At 66.6% G+C, this 25,097-nt stretch carries 24 protein-coding genes; 13 read left to right on the top strand and 11 right to left on the bottom strand.

The annotated features are described in order from the left end of the window. The first annotated feature begins 42 nt into the window (after nucleotides 1–42). Nucleotides 43–1,326 carry a CaiB/BaiF CoA transferase family protein gene (locus tag BBJ41_RS36680; RefSeq protein WP_069751170.1) on the top strand — a complete coding sequence of 428 codons (1,284 nt, stop codon included), beginning with the start codon at nucleotides 43–45 and terminating at the stop codon, nucleotides 1,324–1,326. Then, a complete protein-coding gene (locus BBJ41_RS36675; RefSeq protein ID WP_069751169.1) occupies nucleotides 1,323–2,438 on the top strand; it encodes an NAD-dependent epimerase/dehydratase family protein in 1,116 nt (371 codons plus the stop codon). The genes BBJ41_RS36680 and BBJ41_RS36675 overlap by 4 nt, the downstream gene beginning before the upstream one ends. A gap of 302 nt (nucleotides 2,439–2,740) precedes the next feature. Here BBJ41_RS36675 and BBJ41_RS36670 read toward each other — a convergent pair whose 3' ends face one another. Further along, the gene (locus BBJ41_RS36670) at nucleotides 2,741–3,655 is read right to left on the bottom strand and encodes an alpha/beta hydrolase (RefSeq protein WP_069751168.1); all 915 of its coding nucleotides are present in this window, start codon (nucleotides 3,653–3,655) and stop codon (nucleotides 2,741–2,743) included. 173 nt (nucleotides 3,656–3,828) lie between these two features. Between BBJ41_RS36670 and BBJ41_RS36665 the strand changes: the two genes are divergently transcribed. Next, nucleotides 3,829–4,788 carry an AraC family transcriptional regulator gene (locus tag BBJ41_RS36665; RefSeq protein ID WP_236872168.1) on the top strand — a complete coding sequence of 320 codons (960 nt, stop codon included), beginning with the start codon at nucleotides 3,829–3,831 and terminating at the stop codon, nucleotides 4,786–4,788. Nucleotides 4,789–5,238: 450 nt separating this feature from the next. Here the strand turns inward: BBJ41_RS36665 and BBJ41_RS36660 are convergent, their stop codons facing one another. Continuing rightward, nucleotides 5,239–5,583, bottom strand: coding sequence for a DUF3088 domain-containing protein (locus tag BBJ41_RS36660; RefSeq protein ID WP_069751167.1), 345 nt, complete (start codon nucleotides 5,581–5,583; stop codon nucleotides 5,239–5,241). Nucleotides 5,584–6,067: 484 nt separating this feature from the next. On the opposite strand from BBJ41_RS36660, the gene BBJ41_RS36655 reads away from it, so the two are divergent. From BBJ41_RS36655 to BBJ41_RS36640, 4 genes are all read left to right on the top strand, one after another. After that, nucleotides 6,068–7,252 (top strand): porin, encoded by a 1,185-nt coding sequence (locus BBJ41_RS36655; RefSeq protein WP_069751166.1) that lies wholly within the window; start codon nucleotides 6,068–6,070, stop codon nucleotides 7,250–7,252. A 123-nt stretch (nucleotides 7,253–7,375) separates the two neighbouring features. Then, on the top strand, nucleotides 7,376–8,641 hold the full coding sequence (soxC, locus tag BBJ41_RS36650) for a sulfite dehydrogenase (protein ID WP_069751165.1): 1,266 nt from the start codon (nucleotides 7,376–7,378) through the stop codon (nucleotides 8,639–8,641). After that, nucleotides 8,634–9,161: a c-type cytochrome gene (locus BBJ41_RS36645; protein ID WP_069751164.1), complete on the top strand. Its 528-nt coding sequence runs from the start codon at nucleotides 8,634–8,636 to the stop codon at nucleotides 9,159–9,161. The genes soxC and BBJ41_RS36645 overlap by 8 nt, the downstream gene beginning before the upstream one ends. Before the next feature lie 85 nt (nucleotides 9,162–9,246). Then, nucleotides 9,247–10,434, top strand: a complete 1,188-nt coding sequence (locus BBJ41_RS36640; RefSeq protein ID WP_069751163.1) for an LLM class flavin-dependent oxidoreductase — start codon at nucleotides 9,247–9,249, stop codon at nucleotides 10,432–10,434. Nucleotides 10,435–10,436: 2 nt separating this feature from the next. Here BBJ41_RS36640 and BBJ41_RS36635 read toward each other — a convergent pair whose 3' ends face one another. From BBJ41_RS36635 to BBJ41_RS36615, 5 genes are all read right to left on the bottom strand, one after another. After that, on the bottom strand, nucleotides 10,437–11,654 hold the full coding sequence (locus tag BBJ41_RS36635; protein WP_069751162.1) for an acyl-CoA dehydrogenase family protein: 1,218 nt from the start codon (nucleotides 11,652–11,654) through the stop codon (nucleotides 10,437–10,439). Nucleotides 11,655–11,820: 166 nt separating this feature from the next. Then, on the bottom strand, nucleotides 11,821–12,699 hold the full coding sequence (locus BBJ41_RS36630) for an ABC transporter permease (protein WP_069751161.1): 879 nt from the start codon (nucleotides 12,697–12,699) through the stop codon (nucleotides 11,821–11,823). Continuing rightward, a complete protein-coding gene (locus BBJ41_RS36625) occupies nucleotides 12,696–13,673 on the bottom strand; it encodes an ABC transporter ATP-binding protein (RefSeq protein WP_083282175.1) in 978 nt (325 codons plus the stop codon). The genes BBJ41_RS36630 and BBJ41_RS36625 overlap by 4 nt, the downstream gene beginning before the upstream one ends. Before the next feature lie 67 nt (nucleotides 13,674–13,740). Continuing rightward, nucleotides 13,741–14,772: an ABC transporter substrate-binding protein gene (locus BBJ41_RS36620; protein WP_069751159.1), complete on the bottom strand. Its 1,032-nt coding sequence runs from the start codon at nucleotides 14,770–14,772 to the stop codon at nucleotides 13,741–13,743. A 47-nt stretch (nucleotides 14,773–14,819) separates the two neighbouring features. After that, nucleotides 14,820–15,749 carry a TauD/TfdA dioxygenase family protein gene (locus BBJ41_RS36615; RefSeq protein WP_069751158.1) on the bottom strand — a complete coding sequence of 310 codons (930 nt, stop codon included), beginning with the start codon at nucleotides 15,747–15,749 and terminating at the stop codon, nucleotides 14,820–14,822. Between the two features lie 359 nt (nucleotides 15,750–16,108). On the opposite strand from BBJ41_RS36615, the gene BBJ41_RS36610 reads away from it, so the two are divergent. The 3 genes from BBJ41_RS36610 (at nucleotide 16,109) to BBJ41_RS36600 (ending at nucleotide 19,404) form a co-directional block, all read left to right on the top strand. Beyond that, a complete protein-coding gene (locus BBJ41_RS36610) occupies nucleotides 16,109–17,647 on the top strand; it encodes an amino acid permease (RefSeq protein ID WP_236872167.1) in 1,539 nt (512 codons plus the stop codon). 21 nt (nucleotides 17,648–17,668) lie between these two features. Further along, nucleotides 17,669–18,460, top strand: coding sequence for an SDR family NAD(P)-dependent oxidoreductase (locus BBJ41_RS36605; RefSeq protein WP_069751156.1), 792 nt, complete (start codon nucleotides 17,669–17,671; stop codon nucleotides 18,458–18,460). Between the two features lie 77 nt (nucleotides 18,461–18,537). After that, entirely contained in the window at nucleotides 18,538–19,404 is an 867-nt protein-coding gene (locus BBJ41_RS36600; protein WP_156814994.1) for a helix-turn-helix transcriptional regulator, read from the top strand. Between the two features lie 19 nt (nucleotides 19,405–19,423). On the opposite strand, the gene BBJ41_RS36595 is transcribed toward BBJ41_RS36600, so the two are convergent. After that, nucleotides 19,424–20,041 (bottom strand): hypothetical protein, encoded by a 618-nt coding sequence (locus tag BBJ41_RS36595; RefSeq protein ID WP_156814993.1) that lies wholly within the window; start codon nucleotides 20,039–20,041, stop codon nucleotides 19,424–19,426. Nucleotides 20,042–20,521: 480 nt separating this feature from the next. Here BBJ41_RS36595 and BBJ41_RS36590 point away from each other — a divergent pair, with 480 nt between their 5' ends. Next, nucleotides 20,522–20,806 (top strand): helix-turn-helix domain-containing protein, encoded by a 285-nt coding sequence (locus tag BBJ41_RS36590; protein ID WP_069751154.1) that lies wholly within the window; start codon nucleotides 20,522–20,524, stop codon nucleotides 20,804–20,806. Then, nucleotides 20,796–22,100: a HipA domain-containing protein gene (locus tag BBJ41_RS36585; protein WP_069751153.1), complete on the top strand. Its 1,305-nt coding sequence runs from the start codon at nucleotides 20,796–20,798 to the stop codon at nucleotides 22,098–22,100. The genes BBJ41_RS36590 and BBJ41_RS36585 overlap by 11 nt, the downstream gene beginning before the upstream one ends. A gap of 149 nt (nucleotides 22,101–22,249) precedes the next feature. Here BBJ41_RS36585 and BBJ41_RS36580 read toward each other — a convergent pair whose 3' ends face one another. Then, complete coding sequence (locus BBJ41_RS36580) at nucleotides 22,250–23,215, bottom strand: SDR family NAD(P)-dependent oxidoreductase (protein ID WP_069751152.1); 966 nt, start codon at nucleotides 23,213–23,215, stop codon at nucleotides 22,250–22,252. A gap of 139 nt (nucleotides 23,216–23,354) precedes the next feature. On the opposite strand from BBJ41_RS36580, the gene BBJ41_RS36575 reads away from it, so the two are divergent. Continuing rightward, nucleotides 23,355–24,275 carry an AraC family transcriptional regulator gene (locus BBJ41_RS36575; protein ID WP_069751151.1) on the top strand — a complete coding sequence of 307 codons (921 nt, stop codon included), beginning with the start codon at nucleotides 23,355–23,357 and terminating at the stop codon, nucleotides 24,273–24,275. 179 nt (nucleotides 24,276–24,454) lie between these two features. Here the strand turns inward: BBJ41_RS36575 and BBJ41_RS36570 are convergent, their stop codons facing one another. Then, nucleotides 24,455–24,667, bottom strand: coding sequence for a twin transmembrane helix small protein (locus BBJ41_RS36570; protein WP_048246513.1), 213 nt, complete (start codon nucleotides 24,665–24,667; stop codon nucleotides 24,455–24,457). Further along, nucleotides 24,664–25,014, bottom strand: a complete 351-nt coding sequence (locus tag BBJ41_RS36565; protein ID WP_069751150.1) for a hypothetical protein — start codon at nucleotides 25,012–25,014, stop codon at nucleotides 24,664–24,666. Before BBJ41_RS36565 ends, BBJ41_RS36570 begins: the two co-directional genes overlap by 4 nt. Between the last annotated feature and the right edge of the window lie 83 nt (nucleotides 25,015–25,097).

Below are 25,097 nucleotides of genomic sequence, written 5' to 3'. Positions count from 1 at the left end.
CACACTGATCACACCCGACATCAGCACGACGAGGAGTCCGACATGCCCAACCCGGCAGACCACATTCCCTTCACCATCGGCGGCGCCGAAAGCGGCGCACTGCCCCTGAGCGGCGTTCGCGTAGTCGATCTCACCCAGGTGGGCGCCGGCCCCTACTGCACCTCGCTGCTGGGCGATCTCGGCGCCGACGTCATCAAGGTCGAGCCGCTCGAGGGCGACACTTTCCGCTACGTCGACGACGCATTCGGCGAGGGCGAAAGTGCCTACTTCTACGGTGTGAACCGCAGCAAACGCTCCATCGCGCTGAACCTCAAGAGCGAACGCGGCTTCGAGGTGCTCACCCGGCTCGTCAAGGAGGCCGACGTGTTCGCCGTCGCATTCAGGCCCGACGCCGTGCAGCGCATGGGCATCGACTACGAGTCCCTGCGCAAGATCAACGATCGCCTCATCTACTGCTCCATCACCGCATTCGGTGAGACCGGACCGCGTGCGCACCTGCCCGGCATGGACATCCTCGCGCAGGCCATGAGCGGGATCATGGGCGTCACCGGCGAGATCGGCGGAGGCCCCGTGAAGGTCGGCGTGCCGATCGCCGATTTCGTCGCTTCCTACCTGCTCGGCTTCGGCGTCTGCGCCGCGCTGCGGTTGCGCGACCGGACCGGCCAGGGCGACAAGGTCACGGTGAACCTGCTCGACGGCATGATCGCCAGCTTCGCGAACTACTTGACGGTGTACGACAAAACGCGCGTGCCGTTCCGCCGTCAGGGCGGCGGGCACCCGCAGCTCGTACCCTATCAGCCGTTCCTCGGCGCCGACCAGAAGCACTTCATCCTCGCCTGCATGAACGACAAGTTCTGGCAGAAGATGCTGCCCTTGCTCGATCGCTACGGCGACTTCCACGATCCGCGCTTCGCCACGAACACCGGCCGCGTCACCCATCGCTCGGAACTGTGCGGTCGACTCGAAGCGATCTTCGCGACGCAGCCCGCCGATTACTGGCTCGCAGCGCTCGAAGCCGCCGGCGTGCCTTGCGGTCCGATCCACGCGCTCGAAGACGCGATCGAGGATCCACAAGCCATCGCCAACGAATCCCTCACCACCCTCAACCACCCGATCCACGGCGAATACCGCGTGCCCAACAACCCGATCCGTTTCGCGGCGGCGCCCACGGGCCCTCGCGGCTACGCGCCCGCGCTCGGTGAGCACACCGCCGAGATCTTGCGCGAAGCCGGGTTTGACGATGCGGAGATCGCGTCGCTGACGAGCGCCGGCATCGCCCGGGAAGCATTCACCCAGCAGCAGAACCACACGGAGACAACATCATGAAGGCACTTGTCATCGGGGGCACCGGCCCCACCGGCCCGTTCATCGTCGAGGGGCTGCGGCAGCGCGGCTACGAGACCACCATCCTGCACACAGGGCGGCACGAGATCGACCTGCCCGACGACGTGCCGCACATTCACACCGATCCGAACTTCCTCGAAGGCCTGACCGAGGCGCTCAAGGGCCATCGTTACGACCTCGTCGTGGCGACCTACGGGCGCCTGCGCCTCTTCGTCGACGCGCTCGCGGGTGTGAGCGAACGACTCATCACCGTCGGCGGGGCGGCCTACGGCGACAACCTGGCGCGCCCCTCCGCCGAGGACGGCCCCCGCAAGACTGGGCACAAGCTCAGCGAGAAGATCGTGGAGACCGAGCAGATCCTCATGGACGCCCACCTGGCCGGACGCTACAACATCACGCACCTCCGCTATCCGTGCCTGTTCGGCCCCCGTCAGCTCGCACCCCGCGAGTGGAGCATCATCCGCCGCCTCCGCGACGGGCGCACCCACGTCCCCGTCATCAATGGCGGCCTGACCCTGGAGACCAAGGCATACGTCGAGAACGCTGCGAACGCGATCCTGCTCTCCGTCGATCAACCTGAAACATCATCGGGGCAGATCTACAACGTTGCCGACGCCTACACGCCATCCGATGCGACCTTGGTGCGCACGATCGCGAAGGTGATGGGCGTCGAAGTCGAACTCGCGAACTTCACCCCGGAGATGGGCCGACCCGCCTACTTCTGGGGCGCCAACCGGGACCTCAACTTCACCAGGACCGGCCTCCCGCCCACGACGCACCACTTGCTGATCGACAGCGGCAAGATCCGCAGCGAGCTCGGCTACACCGACCTCATCAGCTTCGAGGAAGGCATCAAGCGCACCGTCGAGCACTACCTCGAACACCCCCTCGGGATCGAGGCCGAACAGCAGATCGGGGATCCCTTCGACTATGCGGCAGAGGACACCTTCATCGCGCTGCTCGACGAGATGAACGCGCGCGCCGCGGCGTTGCCGTTCGCGGGTGTGCGGTACCAGCACCCCTACGCGCATCCCAAAGCGCCGGGCGAGGCTGACGCCGGGGCCGGGATGGCTGTCGCTGGGTCTCAACGCTGAGGGTCCCGGGCGCCGGGTCGAGTGTGAGCCATTCGCGCCTGATCCGGTGCTCGAGAAGTAGCGAGATGGTCATGGCGTTCGCCAACCGGATACTTTGCTCTACGTATCGATTCCACCTGTCAATGCAGCACTGGCTTTTTGATGGCGTTCTTTCGGGACGCTCGTTGGGGCCGGCCCTATGTCGCCAGGCTGAATGCAAGTAGGCTTACCTGAGCGATATCAGGTAAGCCGCCGCATGGACAGACCGGGGCCCCGCCATATCCCCGGCTGTCATGATTCAAAGGTTCTGCTTGGGCCCCGGACTACAGATATTGCTTGAAGAAACTGCCGAGCTTCTCGACTGCCGGTCCGACATATTCCTCCTTGTCGTAAAGGTCGATATGCGATGCACCTTCGATCAGGAACAGTTCCTTCGGCTCCTGGGCCTTCTCGATGGCCAATTCGCTGAAGTAGCGCGTGTCGGCCCTCGTGCCGGCGATCATCAGCAGAGGATGCGGCGAGATCAGATCGACGCGGTCGTATGACGAATAGGCGGCAATACGATCGACACTCCTGAACACGAACCAGTTTGGCGAATTCGGATGTTGCGCACGCGGTGTCCGGTAGTAGTCGGTGCCCTCGGCATACAGGGTCGGCGTGTCCTTGGTAATTTCCCCGGGCGTGTTCGGCACGATGTGCTCGAGGTGTGCCGGCTCGCCATTCGCCTCCGCCGTGCGTGCTTTGCCCGATTGCTCCAGCATGGCCTGCAGCGCTTCCTTGCTGCCACCGCCGCCGAGTCCTTCGCGGAAGAGCGCCCCCATGTCGGCGCCGCTTACCGCAGCAACGGCCTTGATGCGTCGTTCGGTTTGCGCCGTGTAGGGCACGTATCCACCGGAGGCGCAGATGCCCAGGGCGCCGATACGTTCGGCGTCGACTTCGGCGCGGTTCGCGAGGAAGGTTACGGCCGACTTGATATCTTCGGCTCGCGTAAAGGGATCTTCCAGGTAGCGTGGCTCCCCTTCGCTCTCGCCCTGATAGGACGCGTCGAAGGCGAGCGTCACGAAACCCTTGTCGGCAAGCTTCTGCGCATAGAGTCCGGCCGTCTGCTCCTTCACGCCGCCGAACGGGTGGCTGGTGACGATCGCGGGCAGTTTTTCCCCTTCCTTGTAGCCGTCTGGCAGGTAGAGATGACCGGCAATTTTCAGGCCGTTGCTGGTGAATGACACGTTCGTTTTCATCTTTCATCCTTGAGTGAAATCGGCAAGGCGCCGGTGAGTCAATGTTAGAAGTCGATGGCTCAAAAGCGAATGATGAAACCTCGAAGAACCTTGCCTGTTTCTACAAGCCTGCAGACGAACCGGGGCCAATGTGAAAGAATTCTTGCTCGTTTATCGCCGATGCAGACACCGCCATGACCAAGATCCCTCATGAAGCCGGAGAGGCGAACGGACGTTCCCTGACTGCCATGCTCGATTTGCTCAACCAGCTTGCGCCCAACGAGGGGGCGACGCAATCCCGTCTCGATTCAGTCAAATTCGTGCGCGCGAACCGCTCGATCGCACGGACGCCGATCATGTACGAGCCGAGCATCGTGTTCCTGTGCCAAGGGCGAAAACGCGCATTCGTTGGTCAACACGTCTATACATATGACGCCAATCAGTATCTTGTTCTGTCCGTGCCCTTGCCTCTCGAATGTGAAACAGAGGCAAGCGAGGACGCGCCGATGTTCGCCGTGTGCGTGCGCGTGGATGCCGATGTCCTCGTCGATCTGCTGGAGTTACTCGACTCGCGTTGCGGCCGAACCGACGCCGCACCGACCGGCATTTTCACCACTGCCTTGTCTGACGAAATGAGTGATGCCGTCATGCGGTTGCTCAAGTCGTTGTGCAGCACGGTCGAAGCGGACGTGCTGGGTCCCTCGATCGTGCGTGAAATCTGTTTTCGGATACTGACGGGCGAACAGGGCGACGTATTGCGGGCGGCGTTGATGCGCCGCAACGACTTTGGCCAGATCGCGCAAGCACTGCGGCGTATCCACCGCGACTTTTCCAGTGACCTTAGCGTGGGGATGCTGGCCGACGAAGCACATATGAGCGTCGCCAGCTTTCATGCGAAGTTCAAAGCCGTCACTGCGACTTCACCCTTGCAGTATCTGAAAATCACGCGCCTGCAGAAAGCACGTCTATTAATGCTTCACAGCGGCGTCGGTGCTGCCGCCGCGTCCTCCAAAGTGGGCTATGAAAGCCCGTCGCAGTTTAGCCGGGACTTCAAGCGCCTGTTTGGCCGCACGCCGACAAAGGAAGTGGAACATGCGAGGAGCAACGCGGCGTTGATGCCTTTGGAAAGCACCTCCGTCTACGTCACGAGCTAAGGCCAATTTGTACTGCGCGTTCACCGTCAGGCAGGGCGCGGCCATCAAGGTTCACTCGCGAACCCCGTCTCGTGTAAGCATGGCATCGGGACCCTTTCGACGCTCGCACCTTGATATCTGCAGGCCCGTCATTGACCTCTGCAATATCGAAGACGTTCGCATCCCGGCTCTCGTGGCCAGGCCATCAGGCCATGTTCTCGTATTCCGGATGCCGCGGATCGGCCATGGCCTGCAAAAAGTCCTCGTGGCCAGACACGCCCCGTCGTCCGCGGGCGGCGTTGCACCGCCTCCTCGTTCGCAACGGGCTGCGGCCCCCGCCGGCCAGCGCTCCGGGTCGCCCCCGAACTCGCGGCGTTCCTGCGAGCAGCAGGCGGCGTGCCGCCGAAATTGACGACATCGGATGCTCCTGTCGATCGAATGGGAATCGGATGGAAAGTCGACACCGTCGCGTCAATGCAGCGCCGGAAACCCGTGGCGCTCGGCCAGCAGTTCGAGGATACGGCGCGCGTCGGTGACGAAGCGCACGTCGCCGAGCGTCTGCGCGTCATCCGGCGCCAGCTGCCCGGCACCGAGCACGAGGACCGGCAGGCCCTGGTGCGCATCGTCGAGTGCGTCGATCACGTCGGGCCGGGGCCGCTCGAAGCCGACGCGCTTCACGTCGATGCGGCCCGCGAGGTCGGGTGCGCTCGCCAGCAGCCCTTCGATCGACAGTCCGTGCGGACAGACGAACCGTTGGCCCGGATGTTTCGGATCGGCAAAACCCGGTTCCAGCAGAAACAGCACATCACGACTCATGTCAGACGACTCCCGTGTTCGTTGTTCAACCGGGGCGAACGCGCGTGCGCGCTTCGCGCTCCCGGAGCATGCCGGCCCGCGACCGGATGCCCGACTCTACCGTCACGCATCGCACGGCCCTACCAACGTTTTACGGAATCGATATGCGGGCGCGCATAGCGCATCGGCCGTTCGCCGCACAGAGGGCCGTTGCATAAAAGCATCGCGATCCGAACGGCATGCGCTGCGCACATCGAACGATTTCACCGATCGATATGACGACGATCGCGCATGGCCGGCGCCCGACGTTCGCCGTCCTCACGATGCGTTCGCAACAGCATGCGCGACGGGCGCGATCGCGACGCACATGCCGGGTTGGCGGCATTGCACATTGCAAATCGGCCGCGCACCGATTTGCAAACCACGGATCGATCATTCATCGCGGCGCCTGTCGTCAATAGCATCGTGATCCTCGCAGACGTACCCATAAAAACAGAGGATAGTGATGATCAAAAAATCGGTAGTCCTGGGTTTGGTTTCGATCGGTTCGGTCAACGCATATGCGCAAAGTTCGGTCACGCTGTACGGCGTCGTCGATGCCGGCATCGCCTATACGAACAATCAGGGCGGCGCCAGCAACATCCAGCAGACGAGCGGCAAGCTGAGCGGCAGCCGCTGGGGCCTGAAAGGCGCCGAGGATCTCGGCGGCGGCCTGCAGGCCGTGTTCACGCTCGAAGGCGGGTTCCGGCCGAGCGACGGCGGGCTTGGCCAGGGCGGCCGCCTGTTCGGCCGCTCCGCTTACGTCGGGTTCGCCAAGCAAGGCCTCGGCACGCTGACGTTCGGCCGCCAGTACGAGCCGATCACCGATCTCGTCGCGCAGTATTCGGGCTCCGGGTTCTGGTCGCCGGCCACGCACGTGGGCGACAACGACAACATGAACCAGAGCTTCCGCCTGAACAACGCGGTGAAGTTCCGCAGCGACACGATCGCCGGTTTCACGGCCGACCTCCTCTATGCGTTCAGCAACCAGGCCAACGGCGGCGCGGGAACGGGCTTCTCGAACAACAACGCGTGGGGCGTGTCGGCGAACTACGTGAACGGCCCACTGTCGGTCGGCGGCGGTTATGTGCGGCTCAATCATCCGAATGCGACGTCAAATACGACCGGCGCGGTGGGCGGCGCGACCTCGACCACGGGCAACGACTACAGCGGCGCGTTCTTCTACGGGCTGAACGGCGGCGTGCTCAAGCAGCAGATCGGCGCCGTGGGCGCGAACTACGCGCTCGGCCGCGCGACGCTCGGCTTCGCGTGGAGCCACACGCAGCTCGACTATGTCGACGGCTCGTCGCGCAAGTTCAACAACTACGACGTGAACGCGCGCTACCAGATCACGCCGGCGGCCACGCTGATCGGCGTGTATACGTTCACCGACGGGCGCGCGAGCGGCTTGCCGGGCACCGGCGGCCAGACGCTGAAGCCGCGCTGGCACCAGTTCACGCTCGGGTTCGACTATGCGTTGTCGAAACGCACCGATCTCTACCTGTCCGGCATCTATCAGCTCGCGGCCGGCGACCCGAGCTCCGCAACGGCGGGCGGCTATCGCGCGGTCGCGTCGATCGCGAACATCGGCAGCGCGTCGTCGACGAACCGTCAGGTCGCGGTCGTCAGCGGGCTGCGCGTGAAGTTCTGAGCGCATGCGCATCGGGCGCGGCGCGATAAGCAAAGCGAGAATCGTTGTTTGCCGCGCCGCGCCCGGTTGCCGAGAATGTCCGTTTCCCCGCGCGCGGCCCCTGCGCGCGATATGCGTTCGACCATGACCGACTCCCGCTCCCCTTCCCGTGCGCCGCGTACCGGCCGGCGCGCGGCGCTGCGCCAGCTCGCCGGCGGATGGGCCGCCGCGATGCTGCCTGCCGGCGGCGCACTCGCGAGCCAGCCGCTCGCCTCTCTGGACGTGCCACCATGGACGCGCACGCCGGGCGCGCCGCTGCTGTCACCGCCATACGGCGTACCGGGGCCGCACGAGAGCAACGTCATTCGCCGCAGCGCCCGCTCACCCGCCTTGCCCGGTTCCGGCTCGTCGATGACGCCGCTCGCCGACCTGTTCGGCGACATCACGCCGAACGGCCTCGTCTACGAGCGCCATCACGCGGGCGTGCCGGAGATCGATGCGCAGCGCCATCGCGTCGTCGTGCACGGCCTCGTGCGCGAGCCGCGCGTGTTCACGATCGACGACCTGCTGCGCTTTCCGTCCGAATCGCGCATCCACTTCCTCGAATGCTCGGGCAACACCGGCAGCGAATGGAACGGCCCGAGCGGGCTGCCCGTTCAGTTCACGCACGGGCTGCTGTCGTGCTGCGAATGGACGGGTGTCCGGCTGTCGACGCTGCTCGACGAAACGGGCGTCGATCCGGACGCGCGCTGGCTGCTCGCCGAAGGCGCGGACGGCGCGGCGATGACACGCAGCCTGCCGCTCGACCGGATTCTCGAGCGCGCGCTCGTCGTGTATGCACAGAACGGCGAACGGCTGCGCCCCGAGAACGGTTACCCGGTGCGGCTGATCGTGCCGGGTTTCGAAGGCAACACGAACATCAAGTGGCTGCGGCGGCTGAAGCTGGTCCGCGCGCCGGAGATGACGCGCGAGGAAACGTCGAAATACACGAACCTGCTGCCCGACGGCTGTGCGCGCCAGTTCGTGTTCGAGATGGACGCGAAGTCGGTCATCACGCGCCCGTCGGCCGGCCACCGGCTTGCCGTGCACGGCTATCACCCGATCAGCGGTTATGCGTGGTCGGGCCGCGGCCGGATTCGCGCGGTCGACGTGTCGACCGACGGCGGCCGCACGTGGCGGCCCGCGCGCATCACGGGCGACGTGCGCGATCGCGCGTTGACGCGCTTCGAGGCCGACTGGGTCTGGAGCGGCGAGCCGGCCGAACTGCAAAGCCGCGCGACCGACGAAACCGGCTACGTGCAGCCGACCCGCGACGCGCTCGTCGCCGCGCGTGGCCTCAATTCGCAATACCACTACAACGGTATCCAGAACTGGCGCGTCGGCGCGGACGGCGAGGTGCGCAATGCGTAGCCTGCTCGCCACATCCGCACTCGCGTGCTGCCTGATCGCCATGCCGGCTTTCGGCGCGGGCTTCGGCCTCGGGCAGCCGATCGACCGTGCGGCGCTCTCCGCGTGGGACATCGACGTCGCGCCCGACGGCAGCGGCCTGCCGCCCGGCGCAGGCAGGGTCGCGCGCGGCGGCCACGTGTTCGCGGACAAATGCGCGATGTGCCACGGCGCCCACGGCGAAGGCGGCGTCGGCGATCCGCTCGTCGGCGGCATCGGCTCGCTCGCGGGCACGAAGCCGAAAAAGACGGTCGGCAGCTACTGGCCCTACGCGACGACGCTGTTCGACTACATTCGCCGCGCGATGCCGTACAACGCGCCGCAATCGCTGAGCGCGGACGACGTCTACGCGGTTACCGCGTACGTCCTCCACCTGAACGGCATCGTGCCCGACGACGCACGGCTCGACGCGCGCACGCTGCCGCGCGTGCAGATGCCGAACCGCGCAGGCTTCGTGCCCGATCCGAGGCCAGGCAAGCTATGACGCGGCACGATCCGCTCGCCGGAGCATCGGGTATCGCCTCCGGCGGAAACACCGCAGCGCGCACCCACCCCGCAAGGAACCCATCATGAGCGACACCTCCCTCGCAGCCTCCGTCGCACCGTCGCCGTTCGTCGACGTCCGCTCGCCGGCGGATTTCCCCGACAGCCCCGTATCGCGCGTGCTCGCGCAGCCGCTGATGCTCGGGCTGTTCCTGCCGATCCAGGCCGGCGGATGGAGCGCGTCGACACTGCCGCGCTCGACCGACTGGACGTTCGACTACAACGCGGAACTGGTCGCGCGCGCCGAGGCGCTCGGCTTCGATCTCGTGTTCGCGCTGTCGCAGTGGCTGCCGAAAGGCGGCTACGGTGGCGTGTTCGACGGCCAGGCGCTCGACTCGTTCATGACGCTGGCCGCGCTCACCGCGCGCACCGAGCGGATCATGCTCGTCGCGACGAACCACGTGCTCTACGGGCCGTGGCATCCGCTGCATTTCGCGAAGTTCACCGCGACGCTCGACCATATCTCGCGCGGGCGCTGGGGCATCAACGTCGTGACCGGCCATCGCGCGATCGAGCACGAGATGTTCGGCTGGAACCGGATCGAACACGACCGGCGCTACGAGATGGCCGCCGAATTCCTCGACGCGGTTCAGCAGTTGTGGGCGCAACCGGACAATTTCAGCTACGCGCCCGCGCTATCGAGCTGGCGCCTGGGCGGCGCATTCGTGACGCCGAAACCGAGTTACGGCCGCCCGCTGCTGATCAATGCGACCGGCTCCGATGCGGGCATCGATTTCGCAGCGCGCTATTCGGACATCGTGTTCGTCACGAGCCCGGCCGGCCCGGACGCCGAGCGCGCGATCGACGCGCTGCCCGCGCATACGGCACGCGTCAAGGCCGCCGCCGCGGCGCGCGGCCGAACGATCCGCACGCTGCTCAATCCGCTCGTGATCTGCCGCGAGACGGCGGCCGAGGCGCGCGCGTACCGCGATGCGATCGTCGCGCATGCGGACGAAGGCAGCTTCCACCGCTTCGACAGCGACGCGCATGCGTGGCGCGGCGGCTTCGAGCAGCGCGCCCAGGCCGCCGCACGCGCGATCGGCGGCAATATCTCGATCACGGGCTCGCCCGGCGAAGTCGCCGACACCATCGTGCGCCTGCACCGTGCGGGCATCGACGGCATCCAGTTGAGCTTCTACGACTTCAAGCCCGATCTCGACTTCTTCGGCGAACGCGTGCTGCCGCTACTGCGAGACGCCGGCCTGCGGCGCTGACGTCAGAACACACGCCCTTCGGTCAGGTGCGTCGTCACGCCGTTCAGTTCGTAGTCGCCGATCACACGCGCCTTGTGCAGCAGCGGGTTGTGGCTGAAGATCGTGCGCAGGTTGCGCCAGTGCCGGTCGAAGTTGTGTTCACGCGCCGTCGCCGATGCGCCGCCGACTTCGAACAGTCGCTCGGCCGCATGCAGCGCGAGCTTGCTGACGATCAGCTGCGTGCGCGCGGTCGCGAGCGCGCTGTCGAGCACGAGCGCGTGCGCATCGGCGTCGCCGGCCTCGATCGCATCGGCGGAACGGTCGAGCGCCCGCGCGTTCTCGCGCACGAGCGCATCGATCGCGTGACTGTGTGCGGACAGTTCGCCCACAACTTGCTGGATGAAATGATCGTCGCGCGCGGTCGGCGCCGGGCTGTGCAGCACCGGGCGGCCGTGTTCGCGCACGTAGCGGCGCGCATCGGCGACCACGTTGCGCACGATGCCCGCGCCCGTCGCGACGAGATGGAGTTGCCGCAGCGCGCCGCAATGACGGCCGACGAGCGTCGAACCGTCGCGCGCGGCGACTTCTTCCGCGAGCACCTGCACGTCGTTCAGCAGCAGCGTGCCGCTCGCGGTCATGCGCTGGCCCATCCCGTCCCAGTCGTCGAGCACCTGCACGCCGTCGCGCGCGACCGGAATGATCACGGCCAACGCGTCGCCCTGCTCGTTCTCGACGTTGATGCGCGCGTAATCGGCAAACGCGGTGCCCGTCGAATAGTATTTGCGGCCCGTCACGCGATGGTGATCGCCGTCCCGGCGCAACACGGTCGTGTTCTCGCCTGGCCGCGACGTGCCGCGCTCGGTCGATGCGCCGCCGAAGATCGCGCCGGCCAGCGCGCGTTCGAGCTGCACGTCGTTGAACGGCGTGCGCGGCGACAGCCGCAGCGTTTCAATCTGGTCGTAGTGGATGCGCAGCGCATGCGCGAGATTCGAGTCGGCGGCGGCCAGCGTCGCGATCGTGTCGAACAGGTCGACGAGCGTGCCGCCGAGGCCGCCGCGCTCGACCGGAATCCGCAAGACGCCCAGCGCCGAGCGCCGGAAGATCGCGAAGCCGTCGAACGGCAGCTCGCGGCGCGCCTCGCGTTGCGCGGCATCCTGCCCGATCGCGTTCGCGAGATCGGGTAGTGCGGCGAGCGCATCGCGCAATGCGACGCGCGGATCGACGGCATCACGGGCAGTCATTCGGCAGTTCCTCATGCGGGAAGATCGGGAGCGTCGCTGCGCGGCACGAAGGACGCATCCGCGAACCGGCGCGCGCGCAGCACCGCAAAGTATAGGGACGCTCCCGGCGCGCGCGAAAAGCCGATTTCAGCTTTTGTTATGCGTGCGCCGGGAATGGCCGCGCGGCTCAGTGCTGGATGCCCCAGCGCCGCACGGTTACGCGTTCGAGCGTGTCGAACACGAGGTTCTCGACGAGCAGGCAGATCACGATCACGGCTGCGAGGCCCGCGAACACGCGATCCGTATACAGCTCGTTGCGGTTCTGGAAGATGTACCAGCCGAGCCCGCCCTGGCCCGCGCTCGCGCCGAACACGAGCTCGGCCGCGATCAACGTGCGCCACGCGAACGCCCAGCCGACCCGCAGGCCCGACAGGATCGACGGCAGCGCGGCCGGCACGAGGATCAGCGCGATCTGGCGCAGGCCTGTGAGGCCGTAGTTGCGCCCGGCCATCTTCAGCGTGGCCGGCACACCGGCGAAGCCCGTGTACATGCTGAGCGCGAGCGGCCACAGCACCGCGTGCACGAGCACGAACAGCAGGCTGCCGGTGCCGAGCCCGAACCACAGCAGTGCGATCGGCAGCAATGCGATCGACGGCAGCGGATTGAACATCGCCGTGAGCATCGTCAGCAGGTCGCGGCCGATGCGCGTCGATACTGCAAGCGACGTCAGCGCGAACGCGAAGAACACGCCCAGCGCGTAACCGCGCAGCAGCACCGACATCGAGATGCCGGTCTTCACGAGCAGTTCGCCGGACTCGATGCCCTGCACGAACGCGGCGAGCGTCGCGCCGAAAGTCGGCACGAGCAGGTCGTTCGCGACGATGCGCGCGACGATTTCCCAGCCCGCGATCAGCACGAGCGCGATGACGCTGCGGCGAAACCAGCTTGCATCGACGACGCGCCGCCACAGCGGAGCCGGCACCGCGCGTTCGGCGTCGGGCAGCGTATCGAGCGTGCGCTCGTATTCGGCGCGAACGGGCGGCAGGAGCGGATCGAGCGTGCTCATGACGCGGCGGCCTCCGTGTCCGACGTATGCGTCGCGTCGGTGTCGAACAACAGCCGATGGATGCGCGCAACGTTGTCGCGGAAGTCGCCGGTGTCGACGTTGTCGAGCGAATGCTCGTGACTGTTGAGTTCCGCGCGCACGCGGCCCGGATGCGGAGACAGCAGCAGGATGCGATTGCCGACGACGAGCGCCTCCTCGATCGAGTGCGTGACGAACAGCAGCGTGAAGCGAAACTCGTCCCACAGCCGCAGCAGCTCCTCCTGCATCTTGCGGCGCGTGAGCGCGTCGAGCGCGGCGAACGGTTCGTCCATCAGCAGCACGCGCGGCTGCATCGCCAGTGCGCGCGCGATCGCGACGCGCTGCTTCATGCCGCCCGACAACGTGTGCGGATAGGCATCGGCGAATGCACTCAGCCCGACCTTGTCGAGATAGTGCAGTGCGCGCTCGCGTGCTGCCGCGCGCGACAGCTTCGCGGCAGCGCGCAGCGGAAACGCGACGTTCTCGACGACCGTCTTCCACGGCGGCAACTGGTCGAACTCCTGGAACACCACGACGCGGTCGGGCCCCGGTCCGCGCACGGGTTGGTCGTCCAGCGCGATCGACCCCGACACGGGCTCGATGAAGCCGGCGATCGCCTTCAGCAGCGTCGACTTCCCGCAACCCGACGGGCCGAGCAGCACGAAGCGGTCGCTGCCGTACACGTCGAAGCTCACCTGGTGGGTCGCGCGAACGATCCGCGCGCCGCTCCGGTATTCGAGGCTCACGCGGTCGATGGCCAGCAGGCGTTCGCTGTGCGCGCCAGTCAGTGCGGGCCGGACCGCGGCCCGCGTGTCGGGCGCGGCCTGGGCGGCCGGCGGCACGCCGCCGCGCGCCGCATACGGCGGCAGCCAGGTTCGGGGAGAGGTGGCGTTCACGGTCGAAACTCTTGCGGGAAAAACGTCAACATACGGCCGGGCCTCGCGCGGACCAACCAACGATTGCGCATATCGAAACCGCGCCGACGCATAAGCGTCGATCGCGGCGTCAACGCAGCGGTGCAACTCAACTGCCGCCGGCGGTCGCCGGATCGTCGAAGAAGTAGTCGCGCCACGACTTCGGCTCGTTGCGGATCGCGCCGGTGCGGTGCATGAACTGCGCGAGCGGCAGCGTGTTCTGCGGCGCGGTCTTGAACTGCACCTGCGGATTGCGCAGGATCTTCAGCAGCAGCGTGCGGTCGATCTTCGACGCATTCACGCGGATATAGGTATCGGCCGCGCGCTCGGGATCGGCCGCGATCTGCCGGGCCGCATCGGCGAGCGCGGCGACGAACGCACGGTAAGTTTTCGGGTTGTCGTCGCGGAATTTTTCGGTTGCGTACAGCACCGTCGCGGAGCTCGGGCCGCCGAGCACGTCATAGGAATTCAGCACGATATGCGCGTTCGGGTTACCGGCAAGCTCCTGCTCCTGAAACGGCGGATTGCCGAAGTGGCCGGTGATCACGCTGCTGTTCGCGAGAATCGCGGACGTTGCGTCGGGGTGCGGAATCGCCTGCGTCAGCGCGTCGAGCTTGTCGAACTGCTTGTCGCCCCACTGCTTCGCGGCCGCGTACTGCAGCACGCGCGACTGCACCGACACGCCGACCGCCGGCACCGCGATGCGGTCCTTCGCGCTCAGGTCGGCGATCGTCTTCACGTTCGGGTTGCTGCTGACGAGGTAGTACGGGAAATTGCCGAGCGACGCGACGCCCTTCACGTTCTGCCGGCCGCGCGTGCGGTCCCAGACGGTCAGCAGCGGCCCGACGCCCGCGCCCGCGATATCGACCGCGCCGGACAGCAGTGCGTCGTTCACGGCCGCGCCGCCCGACAGCCGCACCCAGTCGACCTTGATGTCGATGCCGGCCTTGCGCCCTTCCTTTTCGATCAGTTGCTGGTCGCGCGCGACGTTCAGCATCAGGTAGACGACGCCGAACTGCTCGGCGATGCGGATGCGGCCCTCCGCGTGCGCGGCGTGCGGCGTGAAAGCGCCCGCGAATGCGAGCGCGGCGGTGAGCGTGGCCGCCAGCGCGCGGCGCGCCGGCAAAAACGAAAACGACATCGGAACTCCGGTCAGGATGGGGGCGGAAGAGTGACGCGGCGCGCGGCTCAGAAAGGCGCGTCGCCTTCGATCGTCGTGCGGTACAGCTTGCGGCGCAGGTGGTCGGGCGTGCCCGCGGCGAGATGCATCAGCGAGCGGTTGTCCCAGAACACGAGATCGTGCTCGCGCCACCGATGCCGGTACAGGTGTTCGGCGCGCACGCTGTGCGCGAACAACTCGTCGAGCAGTGCGCGGCTTTCGTCTTCCGGGAGGCCGACGATGCGCGTCGTGAAATGCTCGCTGACGAACAACGCCTTGCGGCCGGTTTCCGGATGCGTGCGCACGATCGGATGGACGACCGCTTCGACCTGCGCGATCTGCTCGGGCGACAGGTTCGGCCGCCACGGGCTGCGCGCCTGCAGCTCCGCATAGCGTGCGAGATAGGTATGCTCGGCGCGCCGCCCTTCGATCGCGCGGCGCAGGCGGGCCGGCAGCGTGTCCCATGCGAGATGCATGTTCGCGAACAGCGTGTCGCCGCCCTCTGCCGGCAATTCCTGTGCATGCAGCAGCGAGCCGAGGCTCGGCTTCTCCTTGTACGACAGGTCGGAATGCCAGAAATGACCCGCGTCGCCGAGCCCGATCGGCTTGCCGTGCTCGACGATGTTCGACACGATCAGCACCTCCGGATGGCCGGCGAGCGCGAACTGGTGCAGCACGTGAATCTGCAGCGGGCCGAAGCGGCGGCTGAAGGCGATGTGCTCGTCGGGCGTGATGCGCTGGTCGCGAAACACCAGCACGTGGTGGTCGAGATGCGCGCGATGGATGCGCGCGAAACCATCGGCGTCCAGCGGTTGCGACAGGTCGAGGCCGATCACTTCCGCGTCGAGCGGTGCGTCGAACGGAACGATGTCGAAGCGTTGCGCCGCACCATCCGGCTGCAACACGGGCGGATGCCCGGCGGAAAGCGACGCGGTGTCGCGGATGGCAGCAGTCGTCACGGCACGGCCCCTGATTCGGTCAAAACGCGAATCTACGAGTGCGTGCCGGACGGCGTCAACGAAGCGATTCGGATACGTTTATCTGCTGCGGTCATAAAGATCGCTGTTCGGGCATACGCGCGGCAACGGGCGGTCGCGCCGGGCACGGCACCGCGCCGGCCGGGGTTTTGTCACGATTACGTCGACGAGCCGGGTATGCGCACGATGCCTTCCGGACACCGGATGTCGATCGGGCCGTGCCGAGTCGATGCGAACCGCCCGCCACGCCTGTCCCCTTCGGGACATTCAAATTCCGTGCAGGCAAGCCGATGATGTCCACCATGCGCCGTTTCGAGCGCGCCCAGGACCGGAGACGAATCGTGACGGACAAAACCATGACCGGCGCCAGCGCCGCGCCGCCCGGCGCGCCAGGCGTCAGCTATCAGCACGTCGAACACGGCTATTTCGAGCAGCGGCAACTGCAGCGCCACGCGGGTTTCTTCACGCTGCTCGTGCTCGGGGTCGGCGCGGTGGTCGCCGGCCAGTATTCGGGCTGGAACCTCGGCGTATCGCAGGGTTTCGGCGGGATGCTGTTCGCCACCGTGATCATTGCCGTGATGTACGTGTTCCTGTGTGCGTCGATCGGCGAGATGGCCGCCGCGCTGCCGCATACGGGCGGCGCCTATTCGTTCGCGCGCACGACGATGGGCCCGTGGGGCGGCTTCACGACCGGCCTCGCGGAGAACATCGAATTCGTGCTGGCGCCGGCCGGCAACATGTTCTTCATGGGTGCGTATCTCGGCGCGATCTTCGGCACGCCGGCCGACGCGCAGCCGCTGTGGTGGATCGCGGGTTACGCGTTGATGCTGCTGCTGTCGGTGCGCGGGCTCGACCTGTCGATGCGGGTCGTCGTGATCGTCACGATCGCCGCGGTCGCCGTGCTCGCGTTCTTCTGCATCGCGGCGTTGCCGCACGTCGACTTCGCGCGCTACGCGCTCAACCTCGGCGCGGATGCCGCCGGCAAGCCGGTCGAGCTGCCGGGCGGGCACGGCCCGTGGCTGCCGTTCGGCGCGACGGGCGTGATGCTCGCGATGCCGTTCGCGGTGTACATGTTCCTCGCGATCGAGCAATTGCCGCTCACCGCCGAGGAAGCGCACGACCCGATCCGCCACATGCCGCTCGCGCTGATGTTCGGCATCCTGATCCTGACCGTGCTCGCGCTCGGCATCGTGTTCTTCAGCGCGTCGATTCCGCACGGTACGTTCGCGCTCAGCACCTCCGGCGAACCGCTGCTCGACGGTTTCCGCGCGCTGTTCGGCCACACCGCCAGCAAGCTGCTCGCGGGCGTCGCAGTGCTCGGTCTCGCCGCGTCGTTCCTCGCCGGCAGCTTCGCAGCGGGCCGCAACATCTACTCGCTGTCGCGCGCCGGCTATCTGCCGACCGCGCTGTCCGTCACGCATCCGGTCAAGAAAACGCCGAACCGCGCGCTCACCGCCGGCTCGCTGCTCGCGCTCACGGTGCTGCTCGCGTTCTGGTTCACGTTCGGCCGCCGCGACAACGCGCTGATGGGCGGCGTGCTCGTCAGCATGATCGTGTTCGCGGGGATGATCTCGTACATCTTCCAGAGCCTGTCGTATATCCGGCTGAAGCGCCTGCACGCGAACCTGAAGCGGCCGTTCCGCAGCCCGTTCGGCCTGTTCGGCGCCGTCGTCACGATCGCGATCGCCGCCGCGACGCTCGCGTTCCAGTTCGTCGACCCCGTCTACAAATGGGCGGCGCTCGGCGCGGCGCTCTGGTACGCGCTCGGGCTCTGCTACTTCGGTTTCTATCGCCGCCACCGGCTCGTGTTGTCGCCCGAAGAGGAATTCGCCGTCTCGGGCGGCCGACGCGGCATGCCGGACGACCATCGATCCCACTGATCTCACCGACAGGAATCACGCATGACTTCCACTCTCTCCACGCCGGTCGCGCGCCGGCTCGACGGCAAGGTCGCGATCGTCAGCGGCGGCGCGGGCGGATGCGGCGCCGCCGCGGCGACGCTGTTCGCCGCGCACGGCGCGCGCGTCGCGATCATCGACCGCGACGCGGACGCCGCCGCCACGCTCGCCGAACGCATCCGCGCGGGCGGCGGCGACGCGATCGGGCTGGCCGCCGACGTGTCGCGCGCAACCGACGTCGCGGCGGCGGCCGATGCCGCGCATGCCGCCTTCGGCGACGCCGACGTGCTGTTCAACCACGCGGGCACGCTGATCGTGAAGCCGTTCCTCGAGACGACCGAAGAGGAATGGGACTGGCTGATGGCCGTCAACGTGAAGAGCATGTACCTGATGACGCGCGCGGTGCTCCCGCAGATGCTGCGCAAGGGGCGCGGCAGCATCGTGTGCACGTCGTCGATTTCCGCGCAGTTCGGCACGCCGGGCGAAGTGCTGTACGACACGACCAAGGGCGCGTGCCACATGTTCGCGCGCGCGATCGCCGTCGAATACCGCGACCGCGGCATCCGCTGCAACGCGATCGCACCCGGCTTCATCCGCACGCCGCACGGCCTGCGCGAGCTGCGCGACCTGCAGGCGATGGGCGTGCCGGCGTCCGAAGCCGCGATCGCCGAGCAGCAGGGCCGCCTGTGCGAGCCGGACGAAGTCGCGCGCGCCGCGCTGTTTCTCGCGTCCGACGATGCGAGCTTCGTGAACGGTGCGCACCTGTTCGTCGACAACGGTTTTTCGGCGGTTTGACGCGTTCCGGAGCGCACGCTATGCTCGGGCGGATCTTCACGCGGCCACACGGGTCGCGTTTTCTCGCCCTTCCGCCGATGAGCGCTTCACCGGAATCGTCCCCGCCCGCACGCCCGCACGATGCGTGGCTCGCCGCCGCCCCGTCGCTCGTCGACGCGCTCGGCGAACCATCGTTCATGGCCACGCTCGACGACGTACTGTCCCGCATCGTCGAATTCGACCTGACCTGCGTGCTGATGTACGAGCACGCGCACGCGCCGCTGCTGCTGCACGACAACCTGAAGAACGTGTCCGAGCCGGACGCGATGCGCAACTACCTGACGGGCACGTACCTGCTTGACCCCGTCTACTCGGCATGCGCGGGTGCGATCGCGGCCGGCCTCTACCGGATGGAAGAACTGGCGCCCGACGCCTTCTTCGACAGCGACTACTATCACTCGCCGCTCGTGCATCCGTGCATCTCGATGACATCCGGGTCGCTCGCCGAGGAAATCGTGTTCATCGGCGCGCCGACGCCCGAGCGCCGCGTCGCATATTCGCTGATGCGCAGCAACGGCCGCGCGCGCTTCACCGACGGCGACGTCGCCGCGCTGCGCGCGATCCAACCGCTGCTCAATGCGCTGCTGTGCCGCCACGCCAGTGCGACGGCGCCTGCGCGGCCCGACGGGCAACGTGTCGAACAGCCGGAGCAGGACGTTCGCGGCTACCTCGAAGCCGCCTTCGCCGATTTCGCGACGGAGGCGCTCACACTGCGCGAGCAGGAAATCGTCAGCCTGATCCTGCGCGGGCATTCGAGCCTGTCGATCGCTCACCTGCTCGACATCGCGGAAGGCACGGTGAAGAACCACCGCAAGCACATCCACGCGAAGCTCGGGATTTCAAGCCAGTCGGAGCTGTTTCATCGCTTCGTCGAGCATCTGTTCTCGCGGCGCATCGTGTCGTGAACCGCTTGCGGGTTGGCTTTCACGACACCCTGATCCCGTGAATGCAGGTCATGACGACTGCGCCATCGCTCGACCGCTCGGTCCTCGGATACACGTACACGGTCATGCCGTCCCGGTGGAAGTAGTCGTAGCGCCATTGGCGATGCGAGCTGTACCACGAGTGCCGCGCAAATCCCATCGATGCCAGTTCGCCCGCAACCCGCTCGTAGTCGGGCACGCATCCCGGCGTGGGTGAGGCCGGCGTGGCCGGGATCGGATCGATGAACAGGTCCACACGCGGGCGGCCGGTTTCGTCCTGCCCGATCTCGACGCCGAACGCCCAGTCGCCGGGCAGGCGCTGGCCGTAGTTGAACTGGTGCGGCCGGGTTTGCACGAGCGGCACGCCGACGATGCGCTGCACGACGTCCGGCGTCATGTCGGCGGCGCGCGGGCTGGCCCGGATCAGGTCGAGCATGCGCTCCAGCGCCTGGATGGCGCTGAGGCCGGCCGATGCGGGCGCGGCGGTGGGCTCCGCCGTCGTGCCGGGTAGCGAGGACGCCTCTCGCGGCGCCATCTGGCAACCGCCCGACACGCCCACCGCCGTAATCAGCATCAGCAGCCGGCCGGTACGCGTGACCCATGCTGATGTCGTCGCCATCGGTGTCTCCTCACGATTCGACCATGCCGGATCGCCGCCGCTCGACGACAGCGAACGCGAGGTCGCGCGCAAGCGTCGCAAAACGCGCGACGAACGAATTTCGTCCGGGAGCAGCCTGAGCATGGGCGGGCGCCTTGCAGGATTGTTGTTGCCAGCGCGTTCGACAAAAGCCGACGGACCTCGGTGAATCCGGATTCTAGTCAAACCGGATCACGCGGTATACGTGCCGAAAACTGCCGCTCAGGCGCGGCTGGCGGTGCACGGAACCGATGCGATGCGGCACGTCGAGCCATCACGTATCCGCCTGGATACGGAATCGCCATCGGCCCGGATTTCATGACATCCGGTTCCCGATCGGGTACGAAACGATCCTTTCGTTGCCGTCCGAACGATTTCGTTCCCGATCGAATACGAATGGATGCTCGCACCTGCGAGTTGTGCAATACTGTTCCCGATCAGATACGAAGCACGGAGAACGTCATGCCGGAGACCCTGTCCGTCACCACGATCGGCGCACTCGCCAACCTCATCCGCGCGGCGCGGCTCCAGCAGGGGTTCACGCGGGACGAACTCGCGGACGCCACGGGGCTCTCGCCGAAATTCATCAGCCAGGTGGAAGCCGGGAAGCCGACCGCGCAAATCGGCAAGGTACTGCTGCTGCTCGGCGAGCTGGGCGTGCGCCTGCTCGCGCAGCCGTCCATCGAGATTTCGGCGGAAAACGCGTACAAAGCCGCACAACGCCGCAGGAGCAACTATGGCGGCTAGAACGCTGATCGCGTCCGCGAACGGGCTGCGCATGGGCCGGCTGACCGACGACAAAGGCGTCTGGTCGTTCACGTACGATGCGCAGTGGCTGGCGTCACCGAGCGCATACCCGCTGTCGCCCGCTTTCGCGCTGCGGGCCGACACCTTCACCGACAGCTCGACCGATCGCCCGGTGCAGTGGTTCTTCGACAACCTGCTGCCCGAAGAAGGCATGCGGACCTCGCTCGCGCGCGAGGCGAAGATCGATGCCGCCGACGCCTGGGGCCTGCTCGCGTACTTCGGGCGCGAATCGGCCGGCGCGCTCACGCTGCTGGCCGAAGGCGAGCAGGAAGCGGCCGGCAGCATGCAACCGCTCCCGCTCGACGAACTCGAGCGCCGCATCCAGGCGATGCCCGAGCACGCGCTGACGGCAACCGCGCCCAAGCGCATGTCCGCGGCCGGCGCGCAGCAGAAGCTGCTGCTGATCCTGCGCGGCGACGCGCCGGACTACGCGCTGTTCGAGCCGGTTGGCAGCGAGCCGTCGATGCACCTGTTGAAACCGGACATGCGCGCCGCCGGCTACCCGCATTCGGCGATCAACGAGTTCTTCTGCATGAAGCTCGCGAAGCGGATGGGCCTCGACGTTCCCGACGTGCACTTTCTGCGCGCGCCGTCCGCGTGCTACGTGATCGACCGTTTCGACCGCGATACCGCCGCGGAGCCGGCCGCACGCCTGCACACGATCGACGCGATGCAGTTGCTGAACTACGATCGCGGCTTCAAGTACCAGCGCGCGAACGCGGAAGAACTCGGCCGTGCGATCGGGCAGACCAGCACGCGCGCGCTGGCGCGCCTGTCGGTGTTCCGCTGGACGATTTTCAACGTGGTGGTAGGCAATGCCGACGCGCACCTGAAAAACCTGTCGTTCTTCGTCGACGCGCACGGCTACCGGCTCGCGCCGTTCTACGACATCGTCAGCACGGTCGTCTATCACACGCCCACGCACCGGCCCGACCATCGCGGCGATCACTGGCCGCACTGCGAACTGACGATGCCGCTCGGCGCCGCGACGCGGTTCTCCGACATCGACACGCGCGCGCTGATCGCTTTCGGCCACGCACTCGGGCTCAAGGAGAAAGCGGCCGAAAACGAGCTTCAGCGTTTTCTTGAACCGCTCGATCGCAGCGTTGCACGAACGCTCGACGAAGTGCGCGAAATTGCCCGCCCCGACGCCGGTGAAACCCGCTTGCTGAACTCGATTGCCGCGATGCCGATCGCGGAGATGAGCCGCGCGCTTCGCCAGGCGGCCGGATAAACGGCTATCGGCACGCGCGCATCGGCCGCGACCTCATGGCGGCCGATGCGCGAAACGCCTGCCCAGCGCTTTGCCAGCGCTTTGCCGGCGCGGCCGACGATGTCAGGCGGTGTCCGGTTTCAACGCATTGCGCCGTGCGAACGCACGCATCAGCGACGCGCCGCAAAGGCATCGACGCCCGTCGATTTCGCGGACCACGCCCACAGACGTGCCGCATCCTCGGGATCGATCGCGTGCGGCCGCACGCCCGCCTCCTCGTTCCCATGCGTGACCACCGCAATGTCGCAATCCTCGCAGTAAATGCCGCCGATACCGGCGAGGCGCGGCGACGTTGCCGCCCATACCTGCGTCGCCGCACCCTGCTCGGGCGTCTTGAAAGTCGGATCGATCGGCACCCCGTGCTCGTCCACCCAGCCCTGCGCCATCATCTCCTCACGTGTCAGGTGTCGCTGCAGCGGCGTCGCGATCTTGCCCGGATGCAACGAATAGGCCCGAACGCCGAACGGGGCGCCCAGCACGTCGAGCTGCACCGCGAACAGCGCGTTCGCGGTCTTCGATTGTCCGTACGCGAGCCATTTGTCGTAGCCGTGCGCGAACTGAATGTCATCCCAGCGAATCGGCGACAGCCGATGGCCGAGCGACGACACCGCAACCACGCGGGCGCCGTGGCCGTGCGCGAGCGCAGGCCACAGCCGGTTGACGAGAGCGTAATGGCCGAGATGATTGACGGCCATCTGTACTTCCGGGCCATTGCCGATGCGCGCCTCGGGACACGCCATGATGCCCGCGCTGTTGATCACGATATGCACGTCGCGTCGCGCATCGACGAACCGCGCGGCGAAGGCGGCCACGCTCGCGAGATCGGCGAGATCGAGCGCCGCGATCCCGACGCCGGCCATGCCGTGCGTCGCTTCGCGCGCGGCATCGGGGCTCCGTGCACCGACGACCACGTTCGCGCCGGCCTGCGCCAGCGCACGCGTCGTTTCCAGGCCGAGACCCGAGTGGCCGCCCGTGACGATCGCGGTTTTGCCGCGGAGGTCGAGATCGGCCAGAACGTCGCTTGCCGTCGATGCGGCGTCGAATCCGGAATAAAGAGGTTGCTGCCTGTTCGTCATTGAAGGCTCCAGGAACGATGCGTGAAGCACGCGGCCGCCCGTCGGTCGCGTCGCTGCACGAAGTCATTCTCCGGTCACGCACCCGGACTGTGAATGCAATAAAATCCGGTTTTTCGTCGAGATCGTCCGGGAATTGAGCGTGGATCCCCTATCGGAAGTGCTGTCGCTGCTGGAAACGCGAGATTCGTATTTCGTCGGCTTGCGAGCAGGCGGCGATTGGGCGGTCGCCGTTCCCCCGCCCGACGGGATCAAGTTCAATGCGGTCGTCGAAGGGTGCTGCTGGCTGACCGTCGACGGCTCAGGGCCGCCCATCCGGCTGCGCACGGGAGACTGCTTCCTGCTTGCAGCGCCGCGGGCATTTTCGCTGGCGAGCGACCCGTCGGTTGCGCCGGTGCCGGCCGCCGACGTGTACCGGAATATCGAACGCGGTATCGCGCACCATGGCGAGCCGGCGGATTGCTTCCTGATCGGTGGCCGCTTCTCGTACGAAGAGGGCATGCCCCTGCTGCTCGGCAACCTGCCGCCGGTGGTCGTCGTGAGCGGCGACTCCGAGCAGGCGGCGGTGCTGCGCTGGGCGCTGCAGCAACTCGCGCATGAATTCGTCGCGGCGCCGCCAGGCGGGTCGTTGATGGTTCAGCATCTCGGACACATGATGCTGGCGCAGATCCTGCGGCGCTACATGGACGACGGCGCGAACGGCGATGTCGGATGGCTTGCCGGGTTCGCGGATTCGAGGGTGAGCGCGGCGCTTGCCGCCATACACGCGGCCCCCGCGCGACGCTGGACCGTCGACGAACTCGCGGCCTGCTGCCACGTATCGCGTTCGACGTTCGCGCTGCATTTCAAGCGGCGGCTGGGATTCGGGCCGCTCGAATACGTGCTGCGTTGGCGGATACAGCTTGCGATGCGGGAGCTGAAGCGCTCGAACGCATCGATATCGGCAATCGCGCAGATGCTCGGCTACGACTCGGATAGCGCATTCGGACATGCGTTCAAGCGCATCGCGGGCTGCTCGCCACGCGCGTATCGTCATGACATGACCAGCGAGTCGGGCGGCTAGATTAGCGCCTCTGTCGAAGCCCGGAACCCGCCTCGGTCACGCAAGCCATCCCGCCATTCCATCGACCGCATTCATTCACATCAACGTCATCGGGATAAGTATTCTTATCACAATACACCTGTTGAAGAGCACAACTTGCATTTGTGCAAACGCGCCGCACCCTGCGGCGCGTGTACCGCTCAACGTCCGATCGGCAACCCGGTCGGCTCGATCCAGCCGAGCTTGTAAGCGATGAGCAGCGACAGGAACAACGTGACCGACAACCCGACGCGCGCGGCGAGCGACCACGCCATCCGCTTGGATTTTCCGCGATCGTGATTCATGAAATACAGCGCGAAGATCAGGCTTGCAATGATCAGCGCGAATGCCACAGAAACCAGCAGAGTTTTCATCGGTGTTGCCTTTGAAGATCGGAATCGGCCTGAATCAGCTCGGCCAGTTTTTGCCGTTCGGCGGCGATGTCGCCGACGCCTGACGCCGGCCAGTCCAGGGCGAGGCCATTGCCCAGCGAATCGCGCACGAGTGTCTGGTAACGCCGGTCGTTGATCCGGCCATCGTCCATCGTTTCGGAAATCTCGCGCCGGAACGGCAGCGGGAAACTCGCGTATGCGCGCGACAGCGCCGCATATTGTCGCGCATCGATCTCTTTCATCGATGGTATGACAGTCCAGATCACCACGGCCAGGATGGCCGTGAAAGGGATCGCCGTGTAGCGAAGAATGAACTTGGTCGGGGTCATGAAGCGGTGGGTCGAAGTCGTCGCGAACGCGGGCCGCGCGGCCGCGAAGCCACAGGTGAACCGCGTCGCACATTGTACTGAAA

Source organism: Burkholderia stabilis, from assembly GCF_001742165.1.
In the GTDB taxonomy this organism is placed as follows: Bacteria; Pseudomonadota; Gammaproteobacteria; order Burkholderiales; family Burkholderiaceae; genus Burkholderia; species Burkholderia stabilis.
The sequence above is the reverse complement of the archived record's forward strand: the minus strand, read 5'-3'. Positions and strand labels throughout refer to the sequence as shown.

What these genes read in the sequence shown, in the direction of transcription:
- BBJ41_RS36680 (WP_069751170.1), top strand. Translation starts at nt 43, where the DNA reads ATGCCCAACCCGGCAGACCACATTCCCTTCACCATCGGCGGCGCCGAA.
- BBJ41_RS36675 (WP_069751169.1), top strand. Translation starts at nt 1,323, where the DNA reads ATGAAGGCACTTGTCATCGGGGGCACCGGCCCCACCGGCCCGTTCATC.
- BBJ41_RS36670 (WP_069751168.1), bottom strand. Translation starts at nt 3,655, where the DNA reads ATGAAAACGAACGTGTCATTCACCAGCAACGGCCTGAAAATTGCCGGT.
- BBJ41_RS36665 (WP_236872168.1), top strand. Translation starts at nt 3,829, where the DNA reads ATGACCAAGATCCCTCATGAAGCCGGAGAGGCGAACGGACGTTCCCTG.
- BBJ41_RS36660 (WP_069751167.1), bottom strand. Translation starts at nt 5,583, where the DNA reads ATGAGTCGTGATGTGCTGTTTCTGCTGGAACCGGGTTTTGCCGATCCG.
- BBJ41_RS36655 (WP_069751166.1), top strand. Translation starts at nt 6,068, where the DNA reads ATGATCAAAAAATCGGTAGTCCTGGGTTTGGTTTCGATCGGTTCGGTC.
- soxC (WP_069751165.1), top strand. Translation starts at nt 7,376, where the DNA reads ATGACCGACTCCCGCTCCCCTTCCCGTGCGCCGCGTACCGGCCGGCGC.
- BBJ41_RS36645 (WP_069751164.1), top strand. Translation starts at nt 8,634, where the DNA reads ATGCGTAGCCTGCTCGCCACATCCGCACTCGCGTGCTGCCTGATCGCC.
- BBJ41_RS36640 (WP_069751163.1), top strand. Translation starts at nt 9,247, where the DNA reads ATGAGCGACACCTCCCTCGCAGCCTCCGTCGCACCGTCGCCGTTCGTC.
- BBJ41_RS36635 (WP_069751162.1), bottom strand. Translation starts at nt 11,654, where the DNA reads ATGACTGCCCGTGATGCCGTCGATCCGCGCGTCGCATTGCGCGATGCG.
- BBJ41_RS36630 (WP_069751161.1), bottom strand. Translation starts at nt 12,699, where the DNA reads ATGAGCACGCTCGATCCGCTCCTGCCGCCCGTTCGCGCCGAATACGAG.
- BBJ41_RS36620 (WP_069751159.1), bottom strand. Translation starts at nt 14,772, where the DNA reads ATGTCGTTTTCGTTTTTGCCGGCGCGCCGCGCGCTGGCGGCCACGCTC.
- BBJ41_RS36605 (WP_069751156.1), top strand. Translation starts at nt 17,669, where the DNA reads ATGACTTCCACTCTCTCCACGCCGGTCGCGCGCCGGCTCGACGGCAAG.
- BBJ41_RS36600 (WP_156814994.1), top strand. Translation starts at nt 18,538, where the DNA reads ATGAGCGCTTCACCGGAATCGTCCCCGCCCGCACGCCCGCACGATGCG.
- BBJ41_RS36595 (WP_156814993.1), bottom strand. Translation starts at nt 20,041, where the DNA reads ATGGCGACGACATCAGCATGGGTCACGCGTACCGGCCGGCTGCTGATG.
- BBJ41_RS36590 (WP_069751154.1), top strand. Translation starts at nt 20,522, where the DNA reads ATGCCGGAGACCCTGTCCGTCACCACGATCGGCGCACTCGCCAACCTC.
- BBJ41_RS36585 (WP_069751153.1), top strand. Translation starts at nt 20,796, where the DNA reads ATGGCGGCTAGAACGCTGATCGCGTCCGCGAACGGGCTGCGCATGGGC.
- BBJ41_RS36580 (WP_069751152.1), bottom strand. Translation starts at nt 23,215, where the DNA reads ATGACGAACAGGCAGCAACCTCTTTATTCCGGATTCGACGCCGCATCG.
- BBJ41_RS36570 (WP_048246513.1), bottom strand. Translation starts at nt 24,667, where the DNA reads ATGAAAACTCTGCTGGTTTCTGTGGCATTCGCGCTGATCATTGCAAGC.
- BBJ41_RS36565 (WP_069751150.1), bottom strand. Translation starts at nt 25,014, where the DNA reads ATGACCCCGACCAAGTTCATTCTTCGCTACACGGCGATCCCTTTCACG.